Here is a 25931-nt window from a genome sequence, read left to right as displayed (position 1 = left end):
TTAATTTTCAATGAAAATTTATGCTTGGGGCTATTTTTCAAAATATAAATAGATGTACATAGCTGCGCCAAAGTTTGAGGCATCAGTAGAAACCAAACGCCAACCTTCTTTTGCGTAATCATTCAATTTTTCTTGAATTTCTTTATTCGATGAATCGACAATATGATATTTATCAAAAGTTAATTTAGAATAATAAATAAGGGTTTCAACTTTGTATTCTTTCATAGATGTTTTTTATTGAACCATAAAAAGCGCATTGGCGAAAAATAGCTTTCCATTTTCCCAAAAACCTCTAAATAGCGGATTATCGACCATATATATTATTTGACCTCGACCCATTTCTTCAGTTCCGAAAATTAATGTTTCTGCAATTTTCTTTTTTGCTTCACTACCTGCAAAACCAGATACAGGTTGGTTGGCACCTTCACTAAGATATACAGCACTTCCATTTTCTAAATACTTGTATGCTCTATCTCCCAATTTCAAAGTAAAATAAGTGTCGTCGTAACCGTAAGCTAACGGATTTGTATTGTCTACCGTAGCTTTGAAAATGGCTCCAGTAATTTCAAACTTAATCTGTTCGCGTTCAGATACTTCAAAAGATGAAATAGTGTTAGTTGAATCTTTTTCGATTTCTTTTTCCTTAATGTTAAAATCTTTATCTGATGAGGTAAGGGCATTAATGGCACCTCCCATCACAATAAGTTTTCCTCCACGTTTTACCCAATCCTTGATTTTTTCTTTGATATTACTGGATAAAAAACTGTTATAACCTCTACCATCAGGCAAAATTAAAATATCATATGCTGTTAAATCAATTCTACTGAAATAATCCTCGTCTAAAACTGAAATAGGGAAATTCAATTGTTGCTCAAAAAAGTTCCATATTTCACCAAAACGTAAGGTAGAGGTAGGTTCGCCAGATAGTACGGCAATATTCAGATCTTGTATAACATCTACGTATCCTGAACCAAAATCTTTTCCACTTTCAACAAAACCAGTGTTTGTTGAGATTAGGGTTTTATTATGGTTTTTAGAGGTATTTGTTAATATGGTATTGAAATTATTTATTTGTTTGTTATCGCTTTTAGTGATAATAAGAGTTCCTCTTTCATGTGAAATGCCATCTAATGTAAAAGGTTTGTGGGCATAACGAACACGAATTTTATTTCTTAGCAGTTCAGCCAAGAACCTTGCATCTTTCATGCTGTTCCAATCAGCTAAATATGCATAACTATCAGCTTTTATAATTGCAGAAGTGATGTTTTGTGTGCTTGAAATAGTGCCTGCGACATTACTCTCACTCGCAATTGCATCGAGACCATATGCATAAGGTAATGACCATGCTGTAATATCATAGGTAACAGAATCACTAAGTTTTGCAGTAGGTTCAAACAATACCTTGACTAAGGTGCTCTTCGCTTGATCTGTAGAAACTATAATACTCTTATCACTACTTTTTAAAGATCCAGATTTTCCAGTTGCATAATTATAGCCTTTAACAGTGCTATTGTTACCAACTTTATACTTTATTTCGTGTTTACTCAATAAATCAGTTAGTGCTTCTAGTTTATCAGGATTCCCATTCAATACATAGCTTTTGTATTTGTAATTCTTGTTTTTATAGAATTTTATGAATTCCTCATTCAGCTTAGTTATATTTTTTGAAGCCACCTCTACGGTAGATAAACCTGTGGTATGATGATGCGCAATTCTATCTTTTAGGGTAAGGGTATCTCCAATACTGGTAATGATACCTAAACCTGCACGACCACCACCTCCTTGTTCATAAGTCATCCCCACACCACCGTTATAAGTAGGGTATGTGTCTCCATAACTAGGGTAAAGAAGGTCGAAGACCTCTTTTGTAAAATAGAACCATCCATTCTCATCAAAATACTTCGCATGGTTTTTGCCTATAGTTTTTTGAAATTCTCTTTGAAAACCGGTAATAACTTCGTGAAACGGTTCTGCCGCAGGAGCAAAATAATACGGGTTATCAACGCCTTGTTCATGAAAATCTACATGTACGTGAGGTAACCATTTGTTGAATTGTTTTAAGCGTTGCTGACTTTCAACCTGTGTCAACCATGCCCAATCTCTATTTAAATCGAACATATAGTGATTGCTACGTCCGCTCCACCAACCCTCATGGTGTTCCTTGCTATTTGGGTCTACTTGGTTCGGTGAGTTTTTGAATTGGTTGTACCAGTTTACATAACGATCTCGACCATCAGGATTAATACATGGGTCAATTAACACAACTATGTTTTCTAGGTAACTACTTTTAGTAGTGAATAAATCGTAAATAGTTTGCATAGAAGCTTCCGTACTTACACTTTCATTTCCATGAACATTGTAACTAAGCCATACAATAGCCTTGTCCGGTGTGCCTTCACCATTCAATCCCTTCATATGCTCTTCTCGAATTTTTTCAAGATTCTGCATATTTTCTTTAGTGGAAATGGTAGCCAATAACAAACGTCTTCGTTCATTGGTTTTACCATATTCAATTAGTTTCATGCGTTGTGGTTCAGCTTCTGCTAAATATTGATAATAATCAACAACTTCATGGTGTCTGGTGAATTGTGTTCCTAGTTCATAGCCTAAAAACTCTGATGGAGATTTTAATTGTGCTAAACTTAAAAGCGGAATAAAAAGTATTGCGTAGCGTAAAATTAGTTTCATGTTGCTATTTGTATTCTGAGTCAGCCAAATCTATTAAAATAAATGCAAAATGAAAGTGATTTATATGGTATTTCACCGACTAATTGGGTAATTAATACTAGTGGTAATTAACTTATATTTAGGAAATGTAAAACGAAAGGGTTTTATATTTACCAAGTATTTAATTTTTATATGGATATTGACTGTTTGCCCATAGCGAAAACGGGCTATTTTTCGAAATTGATTTGCGATTACGTTGCCGCAGTAACTAAGCTTAAACCTTTATATAATCGGTTTCCCGATATAGAAGGATTTAAAGGACAGCTAGAAGAAAAAGGACAGCATTTTACTCAAGCCCATAGAGATGTCCTGCATAATTCAATGCTTGCGCAGTATGCGAATACGGATACTTCTAAAGGGACAGCTGACAATATTGAGCTTTTAAAAGAAAAAAACACATTTACCATAGTTACAGGGCACCAGTTAAATCTATTTACTGGTCCCTTATATTTTCTATATAAGATTATTTCTACAATTAATTTAACTAAGCAGTTAAAGGCAGCATATCCAGATAACAATTTTGTGCCTATCTACTGGATGGCTACAGAAGATCACGATTTCGATGAAATCAATTATTTCAATTTCAAAGGATTAAAATTTCAGTGGAACAAAGATGCATCAGGGGCTGTAGGCCATTTGAAAACAAATGGATTAGAGGAAGTTTTTGATTTGTTTGCGCAAACTATAGGTGAAAGTAAAAACGCCAATCAATTAAAGCATCTCTTCGAAAATGCTTATTTAAAACATGATAACCTAACGGATGCAACTAGGTATTTGGCCAATGAAATTTTTAAGGACTACGGCTTGGTAATTGTTGACGGTGATGATGCCGATTTAAAAAAGTTGTTAGTGCCTTACATGAAGAAAGATATTTTTGAGCAAACGGCTTTTAAAAAAGTATCTGAAACTATTGAAGAATTAGCGCATATTTCATCTGATTACCCAATACAGGTGAATCCGCGTGAAATCAACTATTTCTATTTGAAAGATGGCATTCGCGAACGTATAATAGAAAGTAAAGAAAAGTATCTCGTAATCGATACCACAATTTCGTTCACTAAGGAAGAATTGATTGATGAGATGGATGCTCATCCAGAAAGATTTTCTCCTAATGTTATTGCTAGACCATTGTACCAAGAAGTCATTTTACCAAACCTTTGTTATATTGGTGGAGGCGGTGAAATAGCCTATTGGTTAGAATTGAAGGCAGCGTTTGAGGCAATGGATGTGCCATTTCCAATTTTATTGGTAAGAAATTCAGCCTTGATCATTACTGAGAAACAAGCCGATAAGCTTGAGCGAATGAACATATCAAAATCTGATATATTCTTAAAGCAGAATAGCTTGATCAATAAAAAGATTCGAGAGATTTCAAATATCGATATCGATTTTTCTCCACAGAAAAAATTGTTGGAAGAGCAGTTCAAAGCAATGTATACACTTGCCGAAAAAACGGATAAGTCATTTTTAGGTGCGGTAAAAGCTCAAGAAGTAAAACAGAAAAAAGGATTGGATGCCTTGGAGAAACGCTTGCTACAAGCGCAAAAGAGAAAGCTAAGAGATCAAGTAGTTCGTATGACCGAACTGCAGAACGAGATTTTCCCTAACCAATCATTGCAAGAACGTCAACTTAATTTCTCTGAGTTTTATCTGGAATATGGTGAAGGCCTAGTGCCGATGTTGTTCGAAGCATTACAGCCATTAGATTTAGATTTTACGGTAATTACCCAAAAATAAATAGGGGTAAGTGTGTATCTTTTAATAAGATATCTGTACTTGTCTTTGTATAGTTTCTTTTAAGTCTAGTTGCAGAAAATTAATTATAACTAGCCTATAAATTACATCCAACATACAAAACATCTCTTCAGTTGATCGCTTTATAGGATTAGGGGAAGAAAAAGAAAATCATTATTTCCATTAGCCTAGGGTACTAAAAATTTTCCATTCCAATCACCATCGTCTTTTTTAAAGACTGCTCTAATATGGTTAGGTCGTTGTAACTTTAAGTATTCAATTGTTGTAGGAACAATATCGATTATGGTAAAGTAATTTTCATCTTCAACATATTCCACATGGTCAGGATTTTTTAAAGAGCTCCCAGGACTGGTATGGGTAATGTAGTCTTTTCTGCTGTTAGGTTGAATGTTTTTCCATGTTTTTGAAACCCTGCTGGTGTCCGTTACTATTTCAGCAGTGCCCTCGACTTTTAATTGCAACAATTTCTCTGGATGATACAGCAAAAAGCTAACTTCATTATTTACCGCAAGGTGCTTAATTTTTTGGGTACGACTATCGGTGTAGATGGTTAAAAGCAAATCTTCAGAAACCTCCCGCAGCACTACGGTACGTAAACGAGCTATGGTTTCATTACCTACTGTTGCCATAGTAATGAACCTGAACGGATGGCCTCTTTCTGATATACCCTTTTTTATTTCACTGTTTAATTCTTCAAAAAATGAATCAATCATACCTATAATTTATATAAAGGTAAAAATAATAGGATTTAAAAGTAGGGTAAAAGACAAGCAGGTTGTTATATAATAAAGAGCTATGAAAAAGAAATTGAATTAGTTCAATTTTGACTTTTGGTTTAAAGTTGGTTTTTGATTTAGTTGAAAGCTCAGGGTGGTTCCTGAGCTTTTCTTTTTTTTAATTGTAAGGTTGTAGATAGTTTATCGAACTAAGTGTTGAATACAGATTGTTATGAAAAAGAATTTTTTAATGTATTCGGTTTAATGGTTGGTTGAATAGAAAGCCCGGTTGATTCCCGGGCTTTTTTTGTTTTAAAATATTAATATTTAAAGGGGCAAGTAATTATATAATTAATTCTTTCCCAGATCGGTAAAATCAATTGATCAAAGTAATACTGTCACTTCACCTTATATTCTAGTCTCATAGTAATAGATGCGGTTTTGTTTTTAGAAGAGGTATTGTAGGCGCCACCCCAACTGTAGTCTTCTCCAGAGTTTTGGCCCGTAATTTGAAACACACCCATATTGGCAGAAGCCAAGTCACCTAGTTTACTACCTGCGTTTTCAGCTATTTTCTCTGCCCGTATTCGTGCATCTTCAGTAGCTTTAGATATCATTTCAATTTTTAGATCAGCCAATTTTGTATAGTAATATCTTGGAGGAGAAGAGTTGAATTGCACTCCTTTGTTTAATAGTTCTGTTATTTCGCGAGAAACACTTTCAATTAAAGCAACGTTTTCAGATTCAATATTTAGTGTTTGTATTAATTGATACCCACGAAAAATACTTCCTACATAATTTCCATTTTCATATTGGTTATCACGCATTTCAGTGGTTTGAACGCTATTAAAGATAATACTGCCCGATTCAATTCCTTTTGAAACTAAATATTGGCGTACGATCTCTTTATCATTATTCAATTGGTCGAATGCCGTTTTCAAAACCGTACTATTGGTTGAAAATTGGCCCTCCCAAACGATGAGGTCAGAAGTGAAATTTTCATTACCTAAACCAGTTACTGATATGATTTGAGGTGGATTAGCTCTTTGTACATAAGCATTTCCTAAAAAATAGGCAGCAATGATGATAGCCGCTCCAAAAATAATTGCACTTACATGTTTCATAAAAAATATTGAAATCCAGTTTAAATATAACTAAAAGATACTTTTCAAGAACGGTCAATTTGCTATTTTTGCCCATGCAAAATAAAGTCCTAATATTAGATTTTGGTTCACAATACACGCAATTGATTGGTAGACGTGTACGTGAGCTGAATATTTTCTCTGAAATTAAACCGTATAATAAATTACCAAAAGACCTTTCTGAGTATAAAGCAGTAATTCTTTCGGGATCACCTTTATCAGTTAGGGGTGAAGATGCGGTCCATCCTGATTTATCTGAAATTCGTGGTAAAAAACCTTTATTGGGTGTTTGTTACGGAGCTCAATACCTAGCACACTTTAATGGTGGTAGTGTGGAAAAATCTAATACAAGGGAATATGGTAGGGCTAATCTTAGTTTTGTTATAGAGAATGACCCGTTTTTAGATAAAATAAGTACAGGCAGTCAAGTTTGGATGAGCCATGCCGATACAATTAAGCACCTGCCAGAGAATACTACATTATTAGCAAGTACTCATGATGTGGAGAATGCAGCCTTTAAATTTGATGGTGAGGACACCTATGCTATTCAATTTCACCCAGAGGTGTATCATTCTACAGATGGAAAACAAGTCTTAGAAAATTTTTTAGTTAAGATAGCCAAGATGGAACAGTCATGGACTCCCGATGCTTTTGTAGATAAGACAGTAGCAGAATTAAAAGAGAAAATTGGCGATGAAAAAGTAATATTAGGCTTGTCTGGCGGAGTAGATTCTTCAGTGGCAGCGGTATTATTACATAAAGCTATTGGTAAAAACCTTCATTGTATTTTCGTCAATAACGGACTTTTAAGAAAGAACGAATTTACAGAGGTATTGAAGCAATACGAAGGCATGGGGCTTAATGTTAAAGGCGTAGATGCTTCGGCACGTTTTTTGAATGATTTGGCAGGGGAGAGTGACCCAGAAACTAAGAGAAAAATAATAGGACGTGTATTCATAGAAGTTTTTGATGATGAATCTCATTTGGTAGAAGGTGCAAAATGGTTGGCACAGGGTACTATTTATCCTGATGTGATTGAATCTGTTTCAGCGACAGGTGGTCCATCGCAAACGATAAAAAGTCATCATAATGTTGGAGGTTTGCCAGATTTTATGAAATTAAAAGTTGTGGAGCCTTTAAAAATGTTATTCAAAGATGAAGTTAGAAGAGTAGGAGCAAGTTTAGGAATTGATAAAGCATTATTAGGTAGGCACCCTTTTCCAGGTCCAGGTTTGGCAATTAGAATTCTTGGTGACATCACCCCAGAGAAAGTAGCTATCTTACAAGAAGTGGATGCGATTTTTATAGATGGATTGAAAAAGTGGGATTTATACGATAAAGTATGGCAAGCAGGCGCAATGCTTCTACCTGTAAATAGTGTAGGGGTAATGGGTGACGAGCGTACCTATGAAAAATGTGTAGCTTTAAGAGCTGTCGAAAGTACAGATGGTATGACTGCTGATTGGGTGAATTTACCGTATGAGTTTTTACAAAAAACGTCAAATGACATCATTAATAAAGTCCCTGGAGTAAATCGTGTCGTATATGATATAAGTTCAAAACCTCCAGCAACAATAGAATGGGAATAATATGAGATATATATTTAATCAAGTTTACATCATTGGGGCATTTTGCTTATTGGTCTCGTGCACGGCCATGGGTCAAAAGTTCAATACCCATGAAGTTAAATCTGGAGAAACTTTAGAAAGCATTTCAAAAATGTACGGAGTTACCCCTGCCAATATACTTCAGTATAATAAAGAGATAAAACAAGGTCAGCAATTAAGACCTAATACTATTTTAGTAGTGCCAGGAGCTAAAACTGCTACTAAGCCTGCTAATTCAGTTTCTGGTGCAATTAACGATAGAATGCAAGATTCTATTGTTGCAAGAGAGCCAATAGGTTATACGACCCATAGGGTAAGGAAAAAGGAAACTATTTTCGGTATAACGCAACAGTATAAAATTACCCAAGAAGAGCTTAAAAAATATAATACCCAGTTGTATGCTTCTCCATTACAAAAAAAGATGGAGTTGCGTATACCTAAGTATAACGCATCAAAAATTGAAGAAATTGGGTTGAATGAAAATGATTTTGAAAAATATATCGTCGCACCAAAAGAAACGAGATGGAGTATTGCACATAAATACGGTATTACCATTGATAGTATGTTGGTGCTGAACCCGGGTTTATCTAAAACCAATAATTATCTTTCTGAAGGGTATGAGCTTTTGATGCCTAAAATTGCAGGTAGCAGTGTTCAAAATCAGGTAACACAAATATATACCTCATATACAGTACCGGCTAAGATGAATTTTTATCGTTTAGAACAGGAATTCGGAGTAAAGTCAGATGAAATCGTTCGTCTGAACCCTGAAATTACAGAACGGGGCGGATTAAAAGAAGGTATGGTAATTCGTATTCCTGAGCAGAAAGTAGAGGCAGGGGTTATAAATACAGATAATTATATATTCTATGAGGTTAAGCAAAAGCAAAATGAGTTTAGATTAACTAGAAAATTTGGTATGACTTGGGCAGAATTGGTTCAATTGAATCCTGATTTAAAAGATGGTCTAAAGGCAGGTATGGTTCTAAAATTACCAAAAGATAAAGTAGGTGATTTTGAAGTGAAGAATTCTTTGGTGTTAGATAAGGTTAATTTAATTGATAGTATCGATGTTGCTGTGGTTCCTAAGGTATTATTCTTGTTGCCTTTTCGATTAGATAAGTTGAATTTGAGTGATAAGGAAGCTGTTGAAAAGACTATTGATTCTAGAAATAGCCTTAAATATAGTTTGGGTCTTTATTCAGGTGCATTAGTAGCCTTAGATTCATTGAAATCTTTAGGGGTTTCAATTGATGTAAAAACGTTTGATAATCAGTTAGACTTGATTAAAACGAAGCAGATATTACAAGCCGAGCAGTTAGGAGGATATAGTGCCATTTTCGGGCCTTTAGATATTCCATCGTTAAAGGAAACTGCTGTACAAGCGGCCAAATTTAATGTTCCGGTAATAGCTCCCGTACCTGCAAAAAGTGACATAAGTTTAAATAATGTTTTCTTCTCGTATACTGATGAAGAGGTTTTGTTAAAACATATGCTAGATTATGCTGAATCTAAACATGAAGATGAAACAATATTGATAATTGCTGATGAGAATAGTAAATTGGAGCAAACAGCAATTTTAAAGCGTTTTCCGGCAGCTAAAGTTGTTGTTGTAAAGGAAGAAGAAAAGAATATAGGTATTAATAGAGATAAGTTACAAACACTACTTTCAGATAAAGTTCCAAACTGGGTATTTGTCGAATCAGATAATTACAAATTAATAGCAAGTGTAGTTTCAATTTTAAATTCTTTCAATAATACTGCTTTTGATGCTTTGTCAGGAAATGATAAAGTTAGTGTTCGAATGTTTACTACCGATATGAACTCAGCATTTGAGAATGAGGTAATATCTAACACACACTTATCAAATTTAAATTTTACGTACCCTTCAGTAAATCGTCAAGTTGCGAACAATTCATTTGTTGAACGTTATAGAAAACGTTTTGGCGATTATCCTGACCGATATGCAGTTAGAGGTTTTGACCTAACGTTTGATTTGTTATTGAAGTTGGCTTATAAAAACGATTTAATTGATGTTTCTAGATTTATTGGTGAAACAGAATATAGTGGTAATAAGTTCAATTATGAAAGAAAAGGGGTTGCTGGTTACTATAATCAATCATCTTATATAATGATGATTGATGATTTAAGAATTATAGAACTAGAATAAATGACATCAAAAGTTACCTATAACGGAGAATTAAGAACAGAATGTGTTCATCTTAAATCGAATGATTCATTTGTAACTGATGCCCCTGTAGATAATAATGGCTTAGGTCAGGCATTTTCGCCCACCGATACTGTTGCTACTGGTTTAGCAAGTTGTATGCTCACCATGATGGGAATTAAAGCAAATGGTCTTGAGGTGAATTTAAAAGGCACTACAGCGTCTGTTACCAAACACATGGCGGCTACACCCAGAAGAATTTCTAAAATTGAGGTGGAAGTTCATTTACCTAAGAAAGTATCTGAAAAGGACAGAAAAATTTTAAAGCACACCGCAGATACCTGTCCCGTGCTATATAGTTTGCATCCAGATATAGAGAAAGTAATAACCTATCATTGGGATTTATAGATAAAACATATCTCGTTTTTTCTTTGTTGATATTGTTCTCTGTTCCATTGGTTCAAAGTCAAGAGGAAGTAGAATGGTCGACAGATTTTAGATTTACATGGGCAGATTTTAAAGGACCAGCACCCATAACTTCAATTGCTGCTGCAACAACTGCCAGTGGTATTAGTTACAACTTTTCAACATCCTATGAAAATAATGAGCTGAAAGTAGAGTATACGGTTAGTGCTTATTTTTATCCTACGCGTTCTTGGTATAAACCAGAAGTTTGTAATGATGTTACCTTAATGCACGAACAACTACATTTTGATATTACTGAGTTATATGCTCGTAAAATGAGTAAACAATTAGCTGAAACAAAGTTTACTGAAAATGTAAAAGAAGAAGTGCTTAAAATCTATAAGACTACACTTCGTCAACTAAACGATTTTCAAAACAAATACGATTCGGAGACCAACTATTCTAGAAATTTAATTGTACAGGAGAGATGGGTTAATGAAATTGAGACTAGGCTTAAGAATCAATGATATTTCAGATTTAACTAAAAAAAGCACTTCAAGTAGAAGTGCTTTTTTGCTTTTCATAAAATATGTTCTTTAAACATCACAAATAGTAACGCCTTGTTTTAAAGCTGCTAATTTATCATCCCAACTTGGTACGAATTCTTGAGCAACATGACCTGTGTAACCCGTCTTTAAAATAGCCTTCATTACCGCTGGATAAAAAATCTCTTGTGTTTCATCAATTTCATGCCTGCCAGGGTTTCCACCGGTGTGGTAATGACCGTAATACTGATGATAATCTTCTATGTTTCTAATGATGTCTCCCTCCATAATTTGCATATGGTAGATATCATAAAGAAGTTTAAAATTTTCTGAACCGATAGTTTCACAAAGCGATACGCCCCATTCAGATGTGTCGCACATATAATCTTTATGGTTCACCTTACTATTTAAAAGTTCCATTTGTAATACTACCCCATGCTTTTCGGCAAGTGGCATAAGTTTTTTTAGACCTTCAGCGCAATTGCGCATCCCTACTAGATCATTCATTCCATTTCTATTGCCACTAAAACAAATTAGGTTAGTGTAGCCGGCTTCTGCAACTAAAGGTATAACTCTCTCATAATCCTTAATTAATTCTTCATGTAAAGAAGGGTCGTTCCATCCTTTTTCTATTCCTAAGCCAGCACCCCAGCACATAGAAGCATGAATGTTATATTTTTTTAGAAGTGGAAATTCATCTGGGCCAACCAAATCAATGGACCGAATATCCAATTCTACTAAATTTTTAAGAAAATCTTCAAATGGTATCGTTCCATAACACCAATAACAAACACTATGGTTTATATTGTACTTTAATTTGTCAGGTTGAGCTACTTTATTATTGTTCGCCATTGCAGCTGAAGTGGTTAAGAATCCAACAGAGGCTGCTGCCGAGGTTCCAATAAAATTTCTTCTTTTCATGTTGATTGAATTGTTGATTCCTTAAAGATAAATTTTTTAGATTTAAAAATGGAAATAAATCCAGATAAGCAAAAGTTAATAGAATTGGCTCATTACCGAATGCCTTTTGGTAAACACAAGGGTAGGTATTTGGTAGATTTACCCGAGCCTTATTTGGTGTGGTTTCAACAAAAAGGATTTCCTGATGGTAAATTGGGAGATTTATTGCGTTCTATGCTAGAAATCAAAACAAACGGCCTAGAATCAATAATTCGAAAAATACAAAAACATTTTCCGAAGTAAACTCGTTAAGTTCTAACCTCAATTTGTAACTTTGTATCCCGTAACATAGAATTCTATAAATGGCACAAACCAAATACATCTTCGTTACGGGAGGCGTTACTTCATCTTTAGGAAAAGGCATTATTGCTGCATCCTTGGCGAAATTACTGCAATCTCGCGGCTACAAAACTACCATACAAAAATTGGACCCTTATATTAATGTGGATCCAGGAACTCTAAATCCATATGAACATGGCGAATGTTATGTAACCGATGATGGTGCCGAAACTGATTTAGATTTGGGTCATTACGAGCGTTTTTTGAATGTTCGTACCTCTCAAGCGAATAATGTTACTACCGGAAGAATCTACCAAAGCGTTATTGAGAAAGAACGAAGAGGAGAGTTTTTGGGTAAAACAGTACAAGTAGTTCCACATATTACGAATGAAATTAAAGAACGTGTTCAGTTACTAGGAAATAGTGGTGAGTATGATATTATTATTACTGAAATAGGCGGAACAGTGGGTGATATTGAATCACTACCTTATATAGAAGCGGTACGTCAGTTACTTTGGGAATTGGGAGATAATAATGCCATAGTTATTCATTTAACCTTGGTGCCCTACCTTTCTGCAGCAGGTGAGTTAAAGACCAAGCCTACGCAGCATTCTGTAAAAACCTTAATGGAGAGTGGTATAAAAGCTGATATTCTTGTGTGTAGAACAGAACACGAGATATCTGACGAAATCAAAGATAAATTGGCGCTGTTTTGTAATGTAAAGCGTGAGGCAGTAATACAAAGTATAGATGCTTCTACTATTTATGATGTTCCTCTAATGATGCAAGAAGAAGGACTTGATACGGTTACATTACAAAAATTAGCATTGCCAAATACGGTTGAACCTGATTTAGACCGTTGGAACGAATTTCTTTTACGACATAAAAACCCTAAGAATGAAGTTACTATTGGTTTAGTAGGTAAATATGTTGAATTACAAGATTCTTATAAGTCTATTTTAGAGTCGTTTATACATGCAGGAGCATCGAATGAAGTTAAGGTAAATGTGAAATCTGTACATTCAGAATACATTACTTCTTCGAATTATCAAAACAAGCTTAAGGGCTTAGATGCAATTTTGGTTGCACCTGGTTTTGGCGAACGTGGTATTGAGGGTAAGGTAAAAGCTGTAGAGTATGCACGTGTAATGAAAATACCTTTCTTAGGAATTTGTTTGGGAATGCAAATGGCTGTTATAGAATATGCTCGTAATGTATTAGGACTTAAAGAAGCAAATTCTACAGAGATGGACGAGAATACTCCAGATCCCGTAATCAGTATCATGGAAGAACAAAAAAATGTCACAGATAAAGGTGGTACAATGCGTTTAGGTGCTTGGGATTGTGATTTGAAAGAAGGTAGTTTAGTTCAGAAAATGTATAATGGGGCCACGCAAATATCTGAACGTCATCGTCATAGATATGAATTTAATAACGCCTATTTAGAGCAATTAGAAAAAGCGGGTTTACTAGCTACTGGTTTTAATAAGGAAACTAATTTGGTTGAAATAGTGGAGCTAAAAGACCATCCATGGTTTATTGGTGTGCAATATCATCCAGAATATAAAAGTACGGTAGCCAATCCACATCCATTATTTGTAGGTTTCGTTAAAGCGGCTTTAGAGCATAAAAAATCACAAACTAATGCCACATTGGCATAAACTTCATATTTGGACATATATTTGCTTTCTTAAAAATCAAATATTCCCAATTAATTTAGAAATACCACATGGAAGAAAAGAAATTTGATGTACAATCCATCATAGGCTTCGTGCTTATTTTCGGAATACTGATCTTCATGTTTTACCAAAATCAACCGACTCCAGAAGAGGTAGAGGCAGAAAGGGCAAAACAAGAGCAAGTTGAGGCTGTAAAGGCATCTGAGAATTTAGAAACTGAAACTGTAATCAATGAAGTTCCTCAGTTAGATTTGCAAGATTCAACTGCCGTAGCCAATTACCAAGGAAAACTTGGAGCTTTTGGTTTTACAAAACCATCGAATGAAATTACCACATTAGAGAACGATGTGCTTCTTTTAAAGATTAGTAATAAAGGTGGACAGATTACGGAAGCGAAAATGAAGAATTTCGTAACCTATGATTCTGTGCCGGTTTATTTAATTAAAGATGGTAATGCTTCTTTTGGGTTAGATTTTTCTACATCAGACAACCGAGTATTAAATACTCAAGATTTATATTTTGAACCAACACTTACCAACGATAACGGAAATCAAGTACTTTCTTTAAAGGCAAGAACATCTACTAATCAATATTTAGAATATAGATATGTGATGAAGCCTAATGAGTATTTGGTCGATTTTACAATCAAGTCAAAAGGATTGGATAATGTACTAAGTACTAGTAAGCCAGTTCAGTTAGATTGGAAATTAAAGGGCATACGTCATTCAAAAAGTATTCAATACGAAAATCGTTATACACGTTTAACCTATAATCATGAAGATGATAAAATAAGCAAACTTTCAGAAGGTAGCGATGATGAAGAAACGGAAGAAGATGTAAAATGGATTTCGTATAGACAGCATTTCTTTAGTAGTATTCTTGCTGCTGATCAACCTTTTAAAAGCGGTGATTTAACCTCTGTTAATCTTGTCGAAGAAGAAAGTAGAACTTTTGGTTTTACAAAAAAATATTCATCTGTTCTACCATTAGAATTAGAAGGAGGGGAGATATCTAAGGATTTACATTGGTATTTCGGGCCAACAGATGTTGATACGCTGTCACAGTATGAAGACTTAGGTTTGGTTGATTCCATTCCTTTTGGGTGGGGTATATTCGGTTGGATCAACCGTTATGTATTTACACCTTTTTACTCTTTAATTAGTACGTATTTTCCCTATGGTATAGCTATTGTTATTATGACAATTTTGGTACGTTTGGCAATGTCTCCGGTAACGTACAAGTCGTATTTGTCTCAAGCGAAGATGAAGGTGTTGAAGCCTGAAATTACTGAACTAGGCGAAAAGTATAAGGACAATGCGATGAAAAAACAGCAAGAAACCATGAAATTGTATGGTAAGGCTGGCGTGAGTCCAATGAGTGGTTGTATACCTGCAGTGATACAAATGCCCATATTTTATGCGCTTTTCATGTTTTTCCCGACATCATTTGCTTTACGACAAAAATCTTTTTTATGGGCAGATGACCTTTCATCTTTCGATACGATTTATCAATTTCCAGAAGGGTTTTCAATTCCTTTTTATGGAGACCACGTTAGTTTATTTCCGATTTTAGCGTCTATAGCTATCTTTTTCTATATGATGATGACTACTGGTCAGAATATGCCAACACAACCAGGTATGCCGAACATGAAGTTTATCATGTACTTAATGCCTTTTATGATGTTGTTTTTCTTTAACAATTATGCGAGTGGTTTAAGTTTGTACTACTTTGTATCTAACATGATTACTATTGGTATTATGCTGGTCATAAAGAACTTTATATTGGACAATGATAAAATTCATGCCCAGATACAGGAGAACAAAAAGAAACCTAAGAAAGAGAACAAGTTTCAGAAGAAAATGCGTGAAATGATGGAGCAGGCAGAATCTAATAAGAAGAAATAGTACTATTTCATTATCAACTTATAAAAGAAAAGCCCTTTCAAATTTGAAAGGGCTTTTGCCATTGATTAAGGATTGGTTTGGTAAGATTTGGGATGGTAAATATGTAATTAATTTAAGGTTCTCAAAAAAGTTAGTTGTCAAGGAGAGGTTATTGTATGCTAAAGGAGTGATTGCTGATGTATGAATATTTATGAGTAAAAAAACCTTCCTTTATTGAGGAAGGTTTTTTGTTTTTCAATTCAGTTCAACTTAATGCAAAGCGTCAATTATTTTTAGTGGAAATAGAACCTTATAAACAACATAAACAATTCCGTAACTAGTCCTATGGTCAGCAAAAAGTACAATATCATCTATAATAGATTTGAAAACACGTTCATCTTTAAAACTCTATTCGAAATAAAAAGAGCCGCAATTTGCGGCTCTTTTATTTTATGATATTAAATGTTAGTTAGTTGTGTTAGGAATCATAACGGTATTGATAGCGTGTATAACACCATTGTTCGCTTGAACGTCAACGGCAATAATACCAATTTCAGTATTACCTGAACCATCTGTAATTGTTACATTGCTGTCACTATCTATAGTAAAAGTTAAGGTATCACCTTCTAAGGTGGCAGGAGACGTTAATCCGTCGCTTAAATCTCCAGAAACAATATTAGCACCAGCAATAACATGATGATTCAAAACTGCTGTTAACACATCTCCGCTTGGCACTTCTGTTAAGGCGGCAAACGCATCGTTAATAGGTGCGAAAACCGTAAAAGGGGCAGGAGCTGTTCCGTTAGGCGTACTTAAAACACTCACGAAATCTGGTTGACCTTCTGCAGTTAATGCTCCTACTAGTGAGCTGAAGTTAGGGTCTGCCGTAGCGAAAGTAACTACAGTTGGTAAGTCGATTACAGTATCCACAGCATGAATAATTCCATTAGTTGCAACTATATCAGCAGCTGCTACTGAGCTTACGCCATTTAATTTAACTCCGTCATCAACATTCACATAAATACTCAAATTGTCACCATCTGCATTAGTAGCTGCCGTATTAAAATAAGTATTTGAAAGACTGGCTGCATTAGCGGCGGCACCAGAAATAACATGGTTTGCCAAAATAGTGTTTAACTCGTTACCTGAAGGATTTGTAAAATTGTCAAAAGCAGAATTTAGAGGAGCAAATACTGTGAAGTCAGTTTCTGAATCGGATAATAATGTAGTAAATGTTGTATTGTTATCGGCTGTAAGAGCACCAACTAAAGATGTTAAATTAGGATTTGCCACAGCATGATCAACAATATTTGGTAGACCAATTACTACATCAACAATATGCACTACTCCATTAATCGCCTTATTATCTGCAGCGGTTACCGTGGAAGTTCCATTAATAACGACACCATCTTCTATATTAATAAACATGCTAAGATTAGCCTCGTTAGGACCGGCGGTTGATAGCGAAGAAGCATATCCAGTTGTCAAATCGGTTGATAATATGGTACCTGCTACAACGTGGTTAAGTAAAACCTGCGTAAGTACTTCAGTGGGAATTTCATCAAGGCTATTAAAATTGTTGGCAGCTAAAAATGCTTCGAAAGCTTCGTTTGTAGGAGCGAATACAGTAAATGGACCATCGTTTGCTAATACCGTTGGTAAATCACCATCAGCCGCAAGCAAGGCATCTACTAAAATACTCAAACTTGGTACAGAAATGGCCAAATCTGTAATTGACACTAACAAGACATCACTTAGGGCGTCTAAAGCCTCTTGAGGAATTAATACTTTATCAATAATATGTACAATACCGTTTTCTGTTTCTACATCAGCCGAAGTTACTGTAGCAATTTCACCAGCAGCATCGGTGAATGTAACACCGTTTGTTAAGCTAACAGTAAGGTTTTCACCTTGTAATGTAGTAATAGATTGACCTTCTGTTAGTGCGCTTGAACTTACCGCTGCACCAGAAACAACATGATACTTTAGAATGGTGGCCAATAAATCTTGTAACTGTTCATTATTGAAATCATCTAGAGAATCAAATCCGTCTAGTCGAGCTAATAAAGATGTAAATGCATCATTAGTAGGGGCTAAAACAGTAAATGGACCTTCACTACTTAAAGCTGCAATTAAGTCGTTGTTCGCACTCTCATCAGCTTTAGCTAAAGCGGAAACCAAAGCACTTAAAGCGCTTGTTTTCTGCGCCGCTTCAACAATATTATCGTTATCTACAATAATAACGGGTTTTTCATTGTCATCATCGCTACAAGACGTCGCGAAGAATAGCAGCATTACCAATGCTGTAGATTTTAGAATTTTACCAAGATTTTTCATGTTTTTAGATTTATTGTTTAACTTATTTAAAGCTAAACTAAACAAAATATTAAATGTAAAAATTAACGATATGTTAAAATTAATTTGGTTTTAAACTGATTATAGTAAAATAATCGTTTTGAAATATAGATTATCTAAGCATTTTGGGAAATATTGATATAATTATCGTTTAATTATTATTTACAAAAGTTTAACAATTTTAACGATATCATTAGATGTGATTTGTAATTTTATTTCAAATTTCTATTTGAATATCGTTATCTCAAATAATAGAAATCTCTCCACTTAGAAAAAAGTTAATCTGAAATGAAATTTTGTAATTTTGTTACGACAAAATGCATAGATGAAAAAAGTAGTTATTGGACTTTCAGGAGGAGTTGATTCAAGCGTTGCGGCATACTTGTTAAAAGAACAAGGTTATGATGTTATTGGCTTGTTTATGAAAAATTGGCATGATGATTCTGTTACGATTTCAGAAGAATGTCCATGGTTAGAAGATAGTAATGACGCTCTCATAGTTGCTGAAAAATTAGGTATTCCCTTTCAAACCGTTGATTTGAGTGTTGAGTATAAAGAACGTATTGTTGATTATATGTTCAGGGAATACGAAATGGGCCGCACCCCCAATCCTGATGTGCTTTGTAATAGAGAAATAAAGTTCGATGTTTTTCTGAAAATAGCCTTGCAATTGGGTGCAGATTATGTAGCCACAGGTCATTATTGTAGAAAGGGAATCTTGCACAACACCGACGGTACAGAAACATACCAGTTATTGGCAGGTAAAGATGGTAATAAAGACCAATCTTATTTCTTATGCCAGTTATCACAAGAGCAATTGTCAAAAACATTATTTCCGATAGGGGAGTTGACAAAGCCTGAGGTTAGACGTATTGCGTCGAAAATGAATTTGATAACTGCGGATAAAAAAGATTCGCAGGGATTATGCTTTATAGGTAAAGTTCGTTTGCCAGAATTTTTGCAGCAACAACTAAAACCTAAAACAGGTAAAATTGTTGAGGTGCCTGCCGACTTCGAAAGATATGAAAGGGTTACACCAACATTTACCGATATAAATTCAGAGCTAGAATATTATTCCGAAAAACCGGTTTATCAATTAACTGATGGTAAAGTAGTTGGTGAACACCAAGGAGCCCATTATTTTACAAAAGGTCAACGTAAAGGATTACATGTAGGTGGCACAAAAGAGCCCCTTTTTGTCATCGATACTGATGTTAAGGAAAATCTCATTTATACAGGTCAAGGAAAAGCTCACCCAGGTTTATACAGACGTACATTATTTGTAATTGACGAGGAAATTCACTGGGTTCGTCAAGATTTAGCCTTGAAAATCGATGAGAAGTTAAAAGTGAAAGCACGTATTAGATACCGACAAGAATTGCAAGAGGCTACATTGTATAGAGTTGAAGGTGGTATGTACGTTGATTTCAAGGAAATGCAATCTGCGATTACCGAGGGTCAGTTCGTAGCTTGGTATTTAGAAGATGATCTTATTGGTTCTGGTGTTATTTCTTAAATTAGGGGTACTTATATCAAGGCGTAATATCATACCTTGAAAATGATATTCTTAAATTTGGTTTATGCAAAATAGAATCACCAAACTTTTCAACATTGAATTTCCAATAATACAAGGTGGTATGGTGTGGACTAGCGGCTGGCGATTGGCCAGTGCTGTTTCAAACGCAGGAGGTTTAGGTGTTATAGGTGCCGGTAGCATGTACCCGGATGTTTTGCGAGAGCATATTCAAAAATGTAAAAAGGCAACCAATAAACCTTTTGGTGTCAACGTACCCATGTTATATCCTGATATTGACAAACTGATGGATATCATTATCGAGGAGGATGTAAAAATTGTATTCACATCCGCAGGAAACCCGAAAACTTGGACCACGTTTTTAAAAGAAAAAGGAATAACCGTAGTACATGTTGTCAGCAGTTTAAAATTTGCATTGAAGGCACAAGAGTCTGGGGTAGATGCTATTGTTGCCGAAGGTTTTGAGGCAGGCGGACATAATGGTCGTGATGAAACCACTACCATGGTTTTGATTCCAACAGTGCGAGAAAAAATTACTATTCCTTTGATTGCAGCAGGTGGTATAGCTACAGGTAAAGCAATGTTAGCGGCAATGATACTTGGCGCCGATGGAGTGCAGGTTGGTAGTCGATTTGTTGCAAGTGAAGAGGCGTCGAATCACATTGATTTTAAGAAAATGGTAGTAAATTCTCAAGAAGGAGATACTCAATTAACCTTAAAAGAACTTGCCCCAGTACGACTGATAAAAAACAAGTTCTATCATGAGGTTCAACGTGCATACCAAAAAGGAGCAACTACTGAAGAACTAAAATCACTTTTAGGACGAGGTCGAGCTAAAAAAGGTATGTTTTTAGGTGATTTAGAAGACGGCGAGCTAGAAATAGGTCAGGTATCTGCATTGATACATGACATTAAATCTGCTAGTAAAATTATAAAAGAAATGATGCTGGAATTCGCCGAGGCTAAAATTCAGGTTTCTATTTTTTAACGTTGTTAAGACAAGTTTCTACTTACATATCTATACCATAAGTGCTATTATATTGCGTGCAAGAGGAGTCTATTGAAGATTAAATATGCTTTAATAGACACATAATTAAGGCATCGTTTTCCAATTAATCCTTTCTTATTTCTTCAAAATAAATTTCATCCATTTAACTTGAAATTTTCAAGTGTAGAATTTTCTCCGGTATGGCTTTCCAAAAGCGAGAGGATATTTTTTATTTCTTTTTCAGAAGTTTTTTAAACTTAAATTTCAACTCACTATTTAAGTTGATTTTTAAACGTTGATTCAGGTTTACAATTAATAAAAGAAAACAGTCATCAACCCTAAAATAAATACAATATCCTTGTTCATGAAAACTATTTTAAAGTAGGTTGGTGTTGTGGATGAGTATTTGGATTATATAATAATCTCAATTACAATACCATCTTTAATACAGAGAATTTGTAGCTCTTATTACAAAAAGAGTTATATGTTTTTCAAGATAGATTGTTATAGTAAAACTATCATCAAAAGTCGCATTTTAATATAATCGAAAAATTTCTTTGTAATCTAAATCTTGCTCTTTAAATATTTGGGAGAATAACTTTGCGGCACATCTAAGGATGTATGCCGCTATTAAAATAATCATAAACATTACGATTATATTTAAAGGAAAAATGTCATTCATTTTATCAGTTAATAAAGAAGATTGGACTAAATAAATTTCTAAACAAAGCCCACCGATTATTTTTATAGCTGTACCAAAGATTTTATGGTTATAAATACTCTTCATTATTTTTGTGCTGCCTAACTTATAAAAATATAAAGTCATACCTAATAAGGGTAATATTGATATTATTTCTATTTGTTTTGGGATGATATTTAGTCTCGAATAATAAAGCATTACATAAAATATCAAGATAAATAATAAAATGGCTATAAGATTTTTAGTAAAATGATGTGTAATCTGTTTTTGGTAAACCCCCGATATAGCCCCTAAAAGCATAAACAGGAAATAGAAAGCCCATCTGAAAAAAGAATTATCTCCATAAAATGAACTATCGGCATGTTTTTCTATAACAAAGAACCAAACAAGAACAATTAAAAACGATATAATTCCGCTTAAGACTAACCTTTCGGACATTGTTTTATTAACTATATAAAGAAAGATGTAAAGTATCATAATGCATGAAATGAACCATCCCCCTCCATAAAGTATGATTTCAAAGATATTTTTAGTATCCTCGAAAAAAATAGTACTTAACAGGGCCCAAGCGAATACTGTTGGATAAATTCTATTAATTCTTTTTTTATAAAATTGGTCAAATCGTCCTAATGGTTTCAAAAAAATAGTGAATCCCGAGGCAAAGAAAAATAAACTATTACCCATTGTTCCACCCGTTGCAAACGAGCTAATTGGGTATAATATTTCGAAACTAGAGTTGGTAATAAGTATAGCCGCAATACACTTAATTATATCGATACTAATGTTTCTTTCTTTTATCAAAATCGTCTTAAATATTGCAAGTATTTGATTTTTAACATAAAAAGTTGAAAAAAGTCTTGTTTAGCATTGGTGTATAACTTTCTTGTTTCTAGCCAAATAGAACGAATTAAATTTAGGTAATAAAACTGAAATATTTACTAAAGAACTATTCTTAATATTAATTTTATTGTAATTATTTTTTCATAAGGTAGTTAATCACCCATTATTACTTCAAACTTCCTAAATATTCCATTAAATCTCGTAATTCTCTTCTAGATATCATACGACCCATGGCAGGCATTGCGGACATTGAATTTTCTTGTTTAGCAATTCTTCCTAAAGGAATTTCTAATGGTTCTGCTTCAGAAGTTCTTAATAGCATATCATTCGCACGTTTTTCAATCAATACACCCTGTACTTTTTGACCGTCTTTAAGTGTCAGTGTTACTGTACCATAACCTGGCGCGAGTCGTTTACTTGGCTCTATTAAAGCTTCAAGTATTTGTTTTCTATTTAACACATTGGCAATATTATCTAATGCCGGACCAACTTCACCACCTGACCCGTCGACTGCATGGCATCTAACACATTGGGCAGTAGGGTTATTATTAAAAACATTTCTACCAGCCCACCAGCTGCCCCCGTGAAGGGTCTCTTCAAAAGAATCTGCAGAATAGCCAGCTTTTTTGAGTTTATCCAATTGAGCGATTAGGTTAGGGTTGTCGGTCGCATTTACCGATTCCATAAGATCTAATAGTATACCTTGGTCTAATTGATTTTTACTTGCCTTATCAATAAGGCTAGCTAAAATGGTATTGCTATTTTCTACAGGTAAATCACCCAAAACATTCAACATTCGTTGTTGTTCAGAAACAGAACCTTTTTTAAATATAGGTCCGACGATGGCAGGCAACTTTTCTTTAGGAAGATTTAATTGACCTAATAATCCCACAGCAGAAGTCCTCACTTGTTCGTTTGAATCTTGCATGCCTATAATCATGGCAGCTTCCATCTTATCAAAGTTAAGTTGACCTAGAGTATTTAAGACGGATGCTCTTACCTCTGGTGATTTGTTTGTTTTAAATATGTAATACAATTCATCATTATATGTATTTATTCCAATGGCGCTTAGAGTTTTTGAAATACCGATGAGAATTTCAGGTTGTCGGTCTTTTAGTAACGCTGGAATATCTTTCCCTATTTTTTCTTGCAGTAAATTACCTTCTCTAATAATTTCTCCTCTATATCTACCATCCACACGGTCTAAGAGAGAAGGGTTGTTCCAAGTACCTAATGCAGCTAAAGCTTCACCTCTTAAGCTACTAGTTACACTTGTTCTTTTTGCAAAATTAATTAGCATATCTAATTCTTGTTCTCCACCTACTCGTAATGCTGCATTTATGGCTCTTCTTAAAAGAGGTTCTGAGGTATACTTTTCATTATTCAATATTGTAGCTAATGAAGGTAAGGCGCCTTCAATAGAAAGGTCATCATTAATAGCTCTAGCAGTTTCGGTTACGATATATTCATCTGTATCAGACAAAAAGATGGAGATTTTGGGCTCTTGTAATTTTCGTAAAACCAGAACGGCTGCAAGTCTTAGAGCTCTATTTTCACTACTCGCAAGGGCTAAAAGTGGTTCTGCGTTACCGATTCTAGAAAGCGCTAAAACGGCAGCATGTCTAAGGTAAAGGTCTTGGTCATTGTTTGCTTCAATCATTGCTAAAAGAGGTTCAACGGCTTTTTCATATTTTAGTCTACCTAATGCTTGAGCTGCGAAAAATTTAACTCTATCATTTTCATGAGTAGTTAAGGAAATTAAAGTATCGGCTGCTGCCTCATATCTCAAATCACCTAAAACCTTTGCACTTTGAGCTATAATTTCTGGATCGCTATCATTCAATAATTCAAGTAATGGCTTTGCATCATCTTTATCATTGGCAGCAATTTGCCCTATTCCCCAAATGGCATGAATACGCGCAAACTGATTTTCGTCGTTCTTAAGGACATCTTTTAATGCACGGTAGCCCCAAAAGGTTCTCTTGGCCAATTCGAACTGTGCTTTTTGGCGAATTCTCATATCACCGTAACTTAATAGTTTTACTAAATTTTCTGATTTATCATCTTTATAGTTGTGTTTCATTAATCTTTGGGTCTCTAATCGCTCTTGGGCTAGATCGTTAGTTTCTTCTGTTACATCTAACTTCCAGACCCTACCATAATCTTTACTTCCCCAACCATTTACCCAATCGGCCAAGTATAAAGCCCCATCAGGGCCAAAATCAATTCCTGTGGGTAATACGCCCGATAAAATAGATTCATCTGTGTTTAGTTCAAAAGAAGCTCCTTTAGGTTTCAAATCAAAAGACCAAATATGAGAACGGCTAGGGTCGCCAACGAATTCTACCAAAAAGAATTTATCCAACCATTTTTTACCAAGTGCGGTACCAGGGTTATATCTCATTCCTGTAGGACCATTATGAAAATTTTGGATTGGAGGCATAATATAAGCTGCTTGTCCTTCCCAACGAGGAACGAATAGTTTTTCATCCATCCAAACATTATAACCATTATTCTTTGGGTCTGTATATTTTCCATATTGCCAGTTAGCTCTCCAACCAGCATCAGAGCCTTCTACGATATGAACCAGTCTTTCACTTTCACCTTTGTGGTCACCATCATTATCTGATGAAATAATATTACCATACGCATCAAAAACAAATTCATGGGTATTTCGAAGTCCGTGTGCAAATACTTCAAAATTAGAGCCATCAGGATTACTTCTTACGATAACCCCTTCATTTGGGTATTTATGGTTTTCACCATCAACTGTAGTAATATTTGCTCCAATATCGCCGATTCCCCAATAAATTTTTCCATCTGGTCCTTCAATTGCCCCAGACATACCGTGACCGCTAAAGCCAATATGCACTGCAAAACCAGTTGCAATACTCGTTTTTGTATCTAAAATTTTATCACCGTTAGTATCGGTAAGTCGATACATACCCGGACCAATACCTACAAAAACATCTTCATCTCTAACCAAAAGTGCTCCTGCCTGATCATTGATTTCATCGTTAAAATCATTCATTATTTGAGTAGAGATATCGGCTATACCATCTTTATCGGTATCTTCTAACATCCAAACTTCGTCTTGTTCTACTGCAAGGTCATGCCAATCGTGAATGCTATCATTGTTTAAATCAGGAAACCACTCATTCTCTTTACTAAGCTCAGGAGCGAAGGTTTTATGAAGAAAAGCTCTTCTGTCTTCAACAGATTCCAACGCTATGGATTCTGTCATCCAATCTCTATGTCCGCGGATGTCAAATTCTGAATTTTTATTTCTGTTAGATCGGGTTATATAAATGTTACCATCATCATCAATATCCATGGCAATAGGATCTGGTGCTAAAGAGTCTGAGGCCCAAAGGCTCAATTTTAAACCATCAGCTACTTTCGCTGAAATACTTTCCCTAGCAAGTTTTGCCATTTCAAGTAGCTCAGTGCTATCTTGTTGAATGGTTAAAGGAATTTCAATTGGTTTTTTTTGTTCACAGGAAATAGTTAAAAGGCATATGGTAAAAATGCCTAGCAAAAACTTTTGAAATGATGTCATTTTGATTTCAGGTTGATTTAAAGTTTAAATGTAACGATTATTGTAATTAATCAATAATGAAAAACTATTGTAGTTTATTTATTAACATGA

18 protein-coding genes are annotated in these 25931 nt (G+C 34.8%); 10 read left to right on the top strand and 8 right to left on the bottom strand.

The features are described from left to right. Nucleotides 1-30: 30 nt before the first annotated feature. Both BMY56_RS15340 and BMY56_RS15335 read right to left on the bottom strand, forming a co-directional pair. On the bottom strand, nt 31-225 hold the full coding sequence (locus tag BMY56_RS15340; RefSeq protein ID WP_091626201.1) for a DUF4177 domain-containing protein: 195 nt from the start codon (nt 223-225) through the stop codon (nt 31-33). A 9-nt stretch (nt 226-234) separates the two neighbouring features. Continuing rightward, complete coding sequence (locus tag BMY56_RS15335) at nt 235-2688, bottom strand: M14 family metallopeptidase (protein ID WP_091626198.1); 2454 nt, start codon at nt 2686-2688, stop codon at nt 235-237. A 171-nt stretch (nt 2689-2859) separates the two neighbouring features. Here BMY56_RS15335 and bshC point away from each other — a divergent pair, with 171 nt between their 5' ends. Next, the gene (bshC, locus tag BMY56_RS15330; RefSeq protein WP_091626195.1) at nt 2860-4464 is read left to right on the top strand and encodes a bacillithiol biosynthesis cysteine-adding enzyme BshC; all 1605 of its coding nucleotides are present in this window, start codon (nt 2860-2862) and stop codon (nt 4462-4464) included. A gap of 185 nt (nt 4465-4649) precedes the next feature. Here bshC and BMY56_RS15325 read toward each other — a convergent pair whose 3' ends face one another. Continuing rightward, complete coding sequence (locus BMY56_RS15325; RefSeq protein ID WP_091626191.1) at nt 4650-5195, bottom strand: pyridoxamine 5'-phosphate oxidase family protein; 546 nt, start codon at nt 5193-5195, stop codon at nt 4650-4652. Between the two features lie 401 nt (nt 5196-5596). Further along, nucleotides 5597-6322, bottom strand: a complete 726-nt coding sequence (locus BMY56_RS15320) for an SIMPL domain-containing protein (RefSeq protein WP_091626188.1) — start codon at nt 6320-6322, stop codon at nt 5597-5599. 74 nt (nt 6323-6396) lie between these two features. Here BMY56_RS15320 and guaA point away from each other — a divergent pair, with 74 nt between their 5' ends. From guaA to BMY56_RS15300, 4 genes are read left to right on the top strand one after another with little or no spacing between them, the layout of a single operon-like run. Next, nucleotides 6397-7929 carry a glutamine-hydrolyzing GMP synthase gene (guaA, locus tag BMY56_RS15315; protein WP_091626186.1) on the top strand — a complete coding sequence of 511 codons (1533 nt, stop codon included), beginning with the start codon at nt 6397-6399 and terminating at the stop codon, nt 7927-7929. Nucleotide 7930: 1 nt separating this feature from the next. Continuing rightward, nucleotides 7931-10117, top strand: coding sequence for a LysM peptidoglycan-binding domain-containing protein (locus BMY56_RS15310; RefSeq protein WP_091626183.1), 2187 nt, complete (start codon nt 7931-7933; stop codon nt 10115-10117). After that, the gene (locus BMY56_RS15305; protein WP_091626180.1) at nt 10118-10522 is read left to right on the top strand and encodes an OsmC family protein; all 405 of its coding nucleotides are present in this window, start codon (nt 10118-10120) and stop codon (nt 10520-10522) included. Continuing rightward, the gene (locus BMY56_RS15300; RefSeq protein WP_245737239.1) at nt 10510-11046 is read left to right on the top strand and encodes a DUF922 domain-containing protein; all 537 of its coding nucleotides are present in this window, start codon (nt 10510-10512) and stop codon (nt 11044-11046) included. The genes BMY56_RS15305 and BMY56_RS15300 overlap by 13 nt, the downstream gene beginning before the upstream one ends. 69 nt (nt 11047-11115) lie before the next feature. On the opposite strand, the gene BMY56_RS15295 is transcribed toward BMY56_RS15300, so the two are convergent. Continuing rightward, on the bottom strand, nt 11116-11985 hold the full coding sequence (locus BMY56_RS15295; RefSeq protein WP_091626179.1) for a hydroxypyruvate isomerase family protein: 870 nt from the start codon (nt 11983-11985) through the stop codon (nt 11116-11118). A 48-nt stretch (nt 11986-12033) separates the two neighbouring features. Here BMY56_RS15295 and BMY56_RS15290 point away from each other — a divergent pair, with 48 nt between their 5' ends. From BMY56_RS15290 to yidC, 3 genes are all read left to right on the top strand, one after another. After that, nucleotides 12034-12267, top strand: a complete 234-nt coding sequence (locus tag BMY56_RS15290) for a DUF3820 family protein (RefSeq protein WP_091626176.1) — start codon at nt 12034-12036, stop codon at nt 12265-12267. Between the two features lie 59 nt (nt 12268-12326). Further along, nucleotides 12327-13964: a CTP synthase gene (locus tag BMY56_RS15285; RefSeq protein ID WP_091626174.1), complete on the top strand. Its 1638-nt coding sequence runs from the start codon at nt 12327-12329 to the stop codon at nt 13962-13964. Between the two features lie 68 nt (nt 13965-14032). Continuing rightward, on the top strand, nt 14033-15886 hold the full coding sequence (yidC, locus tag BMY56_RS15280; RefSeq protein WP_091626171.1) for a membrane protein insertase YidC: 1854 nt from the start codon (nt 14033-14035) through the stop codon (nt 15884-15886). Between the two features lie 444 nt (nt 15887-16330). Here the strand turns inward: yidC and BMY56_RS15275 are convergent, their stop codons facing one another. Then, nucleotides 16331-18202, bottom strand: a complete 1872-nt coding sequence (locus tag BMY56_RS15275) for a fasciclin domain-containing protein (RefSeq protein ID WP_091626168.1) — start codon at nt 18200-18202, stop codon at nt 16331-16333. A 343-nt stretch (nt 18203-18545) separates the two neighbouring features. Between BMY56_RS15275 and mnmA the strand changes: the two genes are divergently transcribed. Further along, complete coding sequence (mnmA, locus tag BMY56_RS15270; protein WP_091626165.1) at nt 18546-19736, top strand: tRNA 2-thiouridine(34) synthase MnmA; 1191 nt, start codon at nt 18546-18548, stop codon at nt 19734-19736. A gap of 64 nt (nt 19737-19800) precedes the next feature. Then, nucleotides 19801-20742 carry an NAD(P)H-dependent flavin oxidoreductase gene (locus BMY56_RS15265; RefSeq protein WP_091626163.1) on the top strand — a complete coding sequence of 314 codons (942 nt, stop codon included), beginning with the start codon at nt 19801-19803 and terminating at the stop codon, nt 20740-20742. A gap of 535 nt (nt 20743-21277) precedes the next feature. Here the strand turns inward: BMY56_RS15265 and BMY56_RS15260 are convergent. Then, complete coding sequence (locus tag BMY56_RS15260; protein ID WP_218144572.1) at nt 21278-22243, bottom strand: acyltransferase family protein; 966 nt, start codon at nt 22241-22243, stop codon at nt 21278-21280. Between the two features lie 205 nt (nt 22244-22448). After that, the gene (locus BMY56_RS15255) at nt 22449-25841 is read right to left on the bottom strand and encodes a HEAT repeat domain-containing protein (RefSeq protein WP_091626160.1); all 3393 of its coding nucleotides are present in this window, start codon (nt 25839-25841) and stop codon (nt 22449-22451) included. Nucleotides 25842-25931 lie beyond the last annotated feature (90 nt).

It is taken from the genome of Maribacter orientalis (genome assembly GCF_900109345.1).
Classification (GTDB): Bacteria; Bacteroidota; Bacteroidia; order Flavobacteriales; family Flavobacteriaceae; genus Maribacter; species Maribacter orientalis.
Note: the sequence above shows the minus strand (reverse complement) of the source record. Positions and strands in the feature narration are given on the sequence as shown.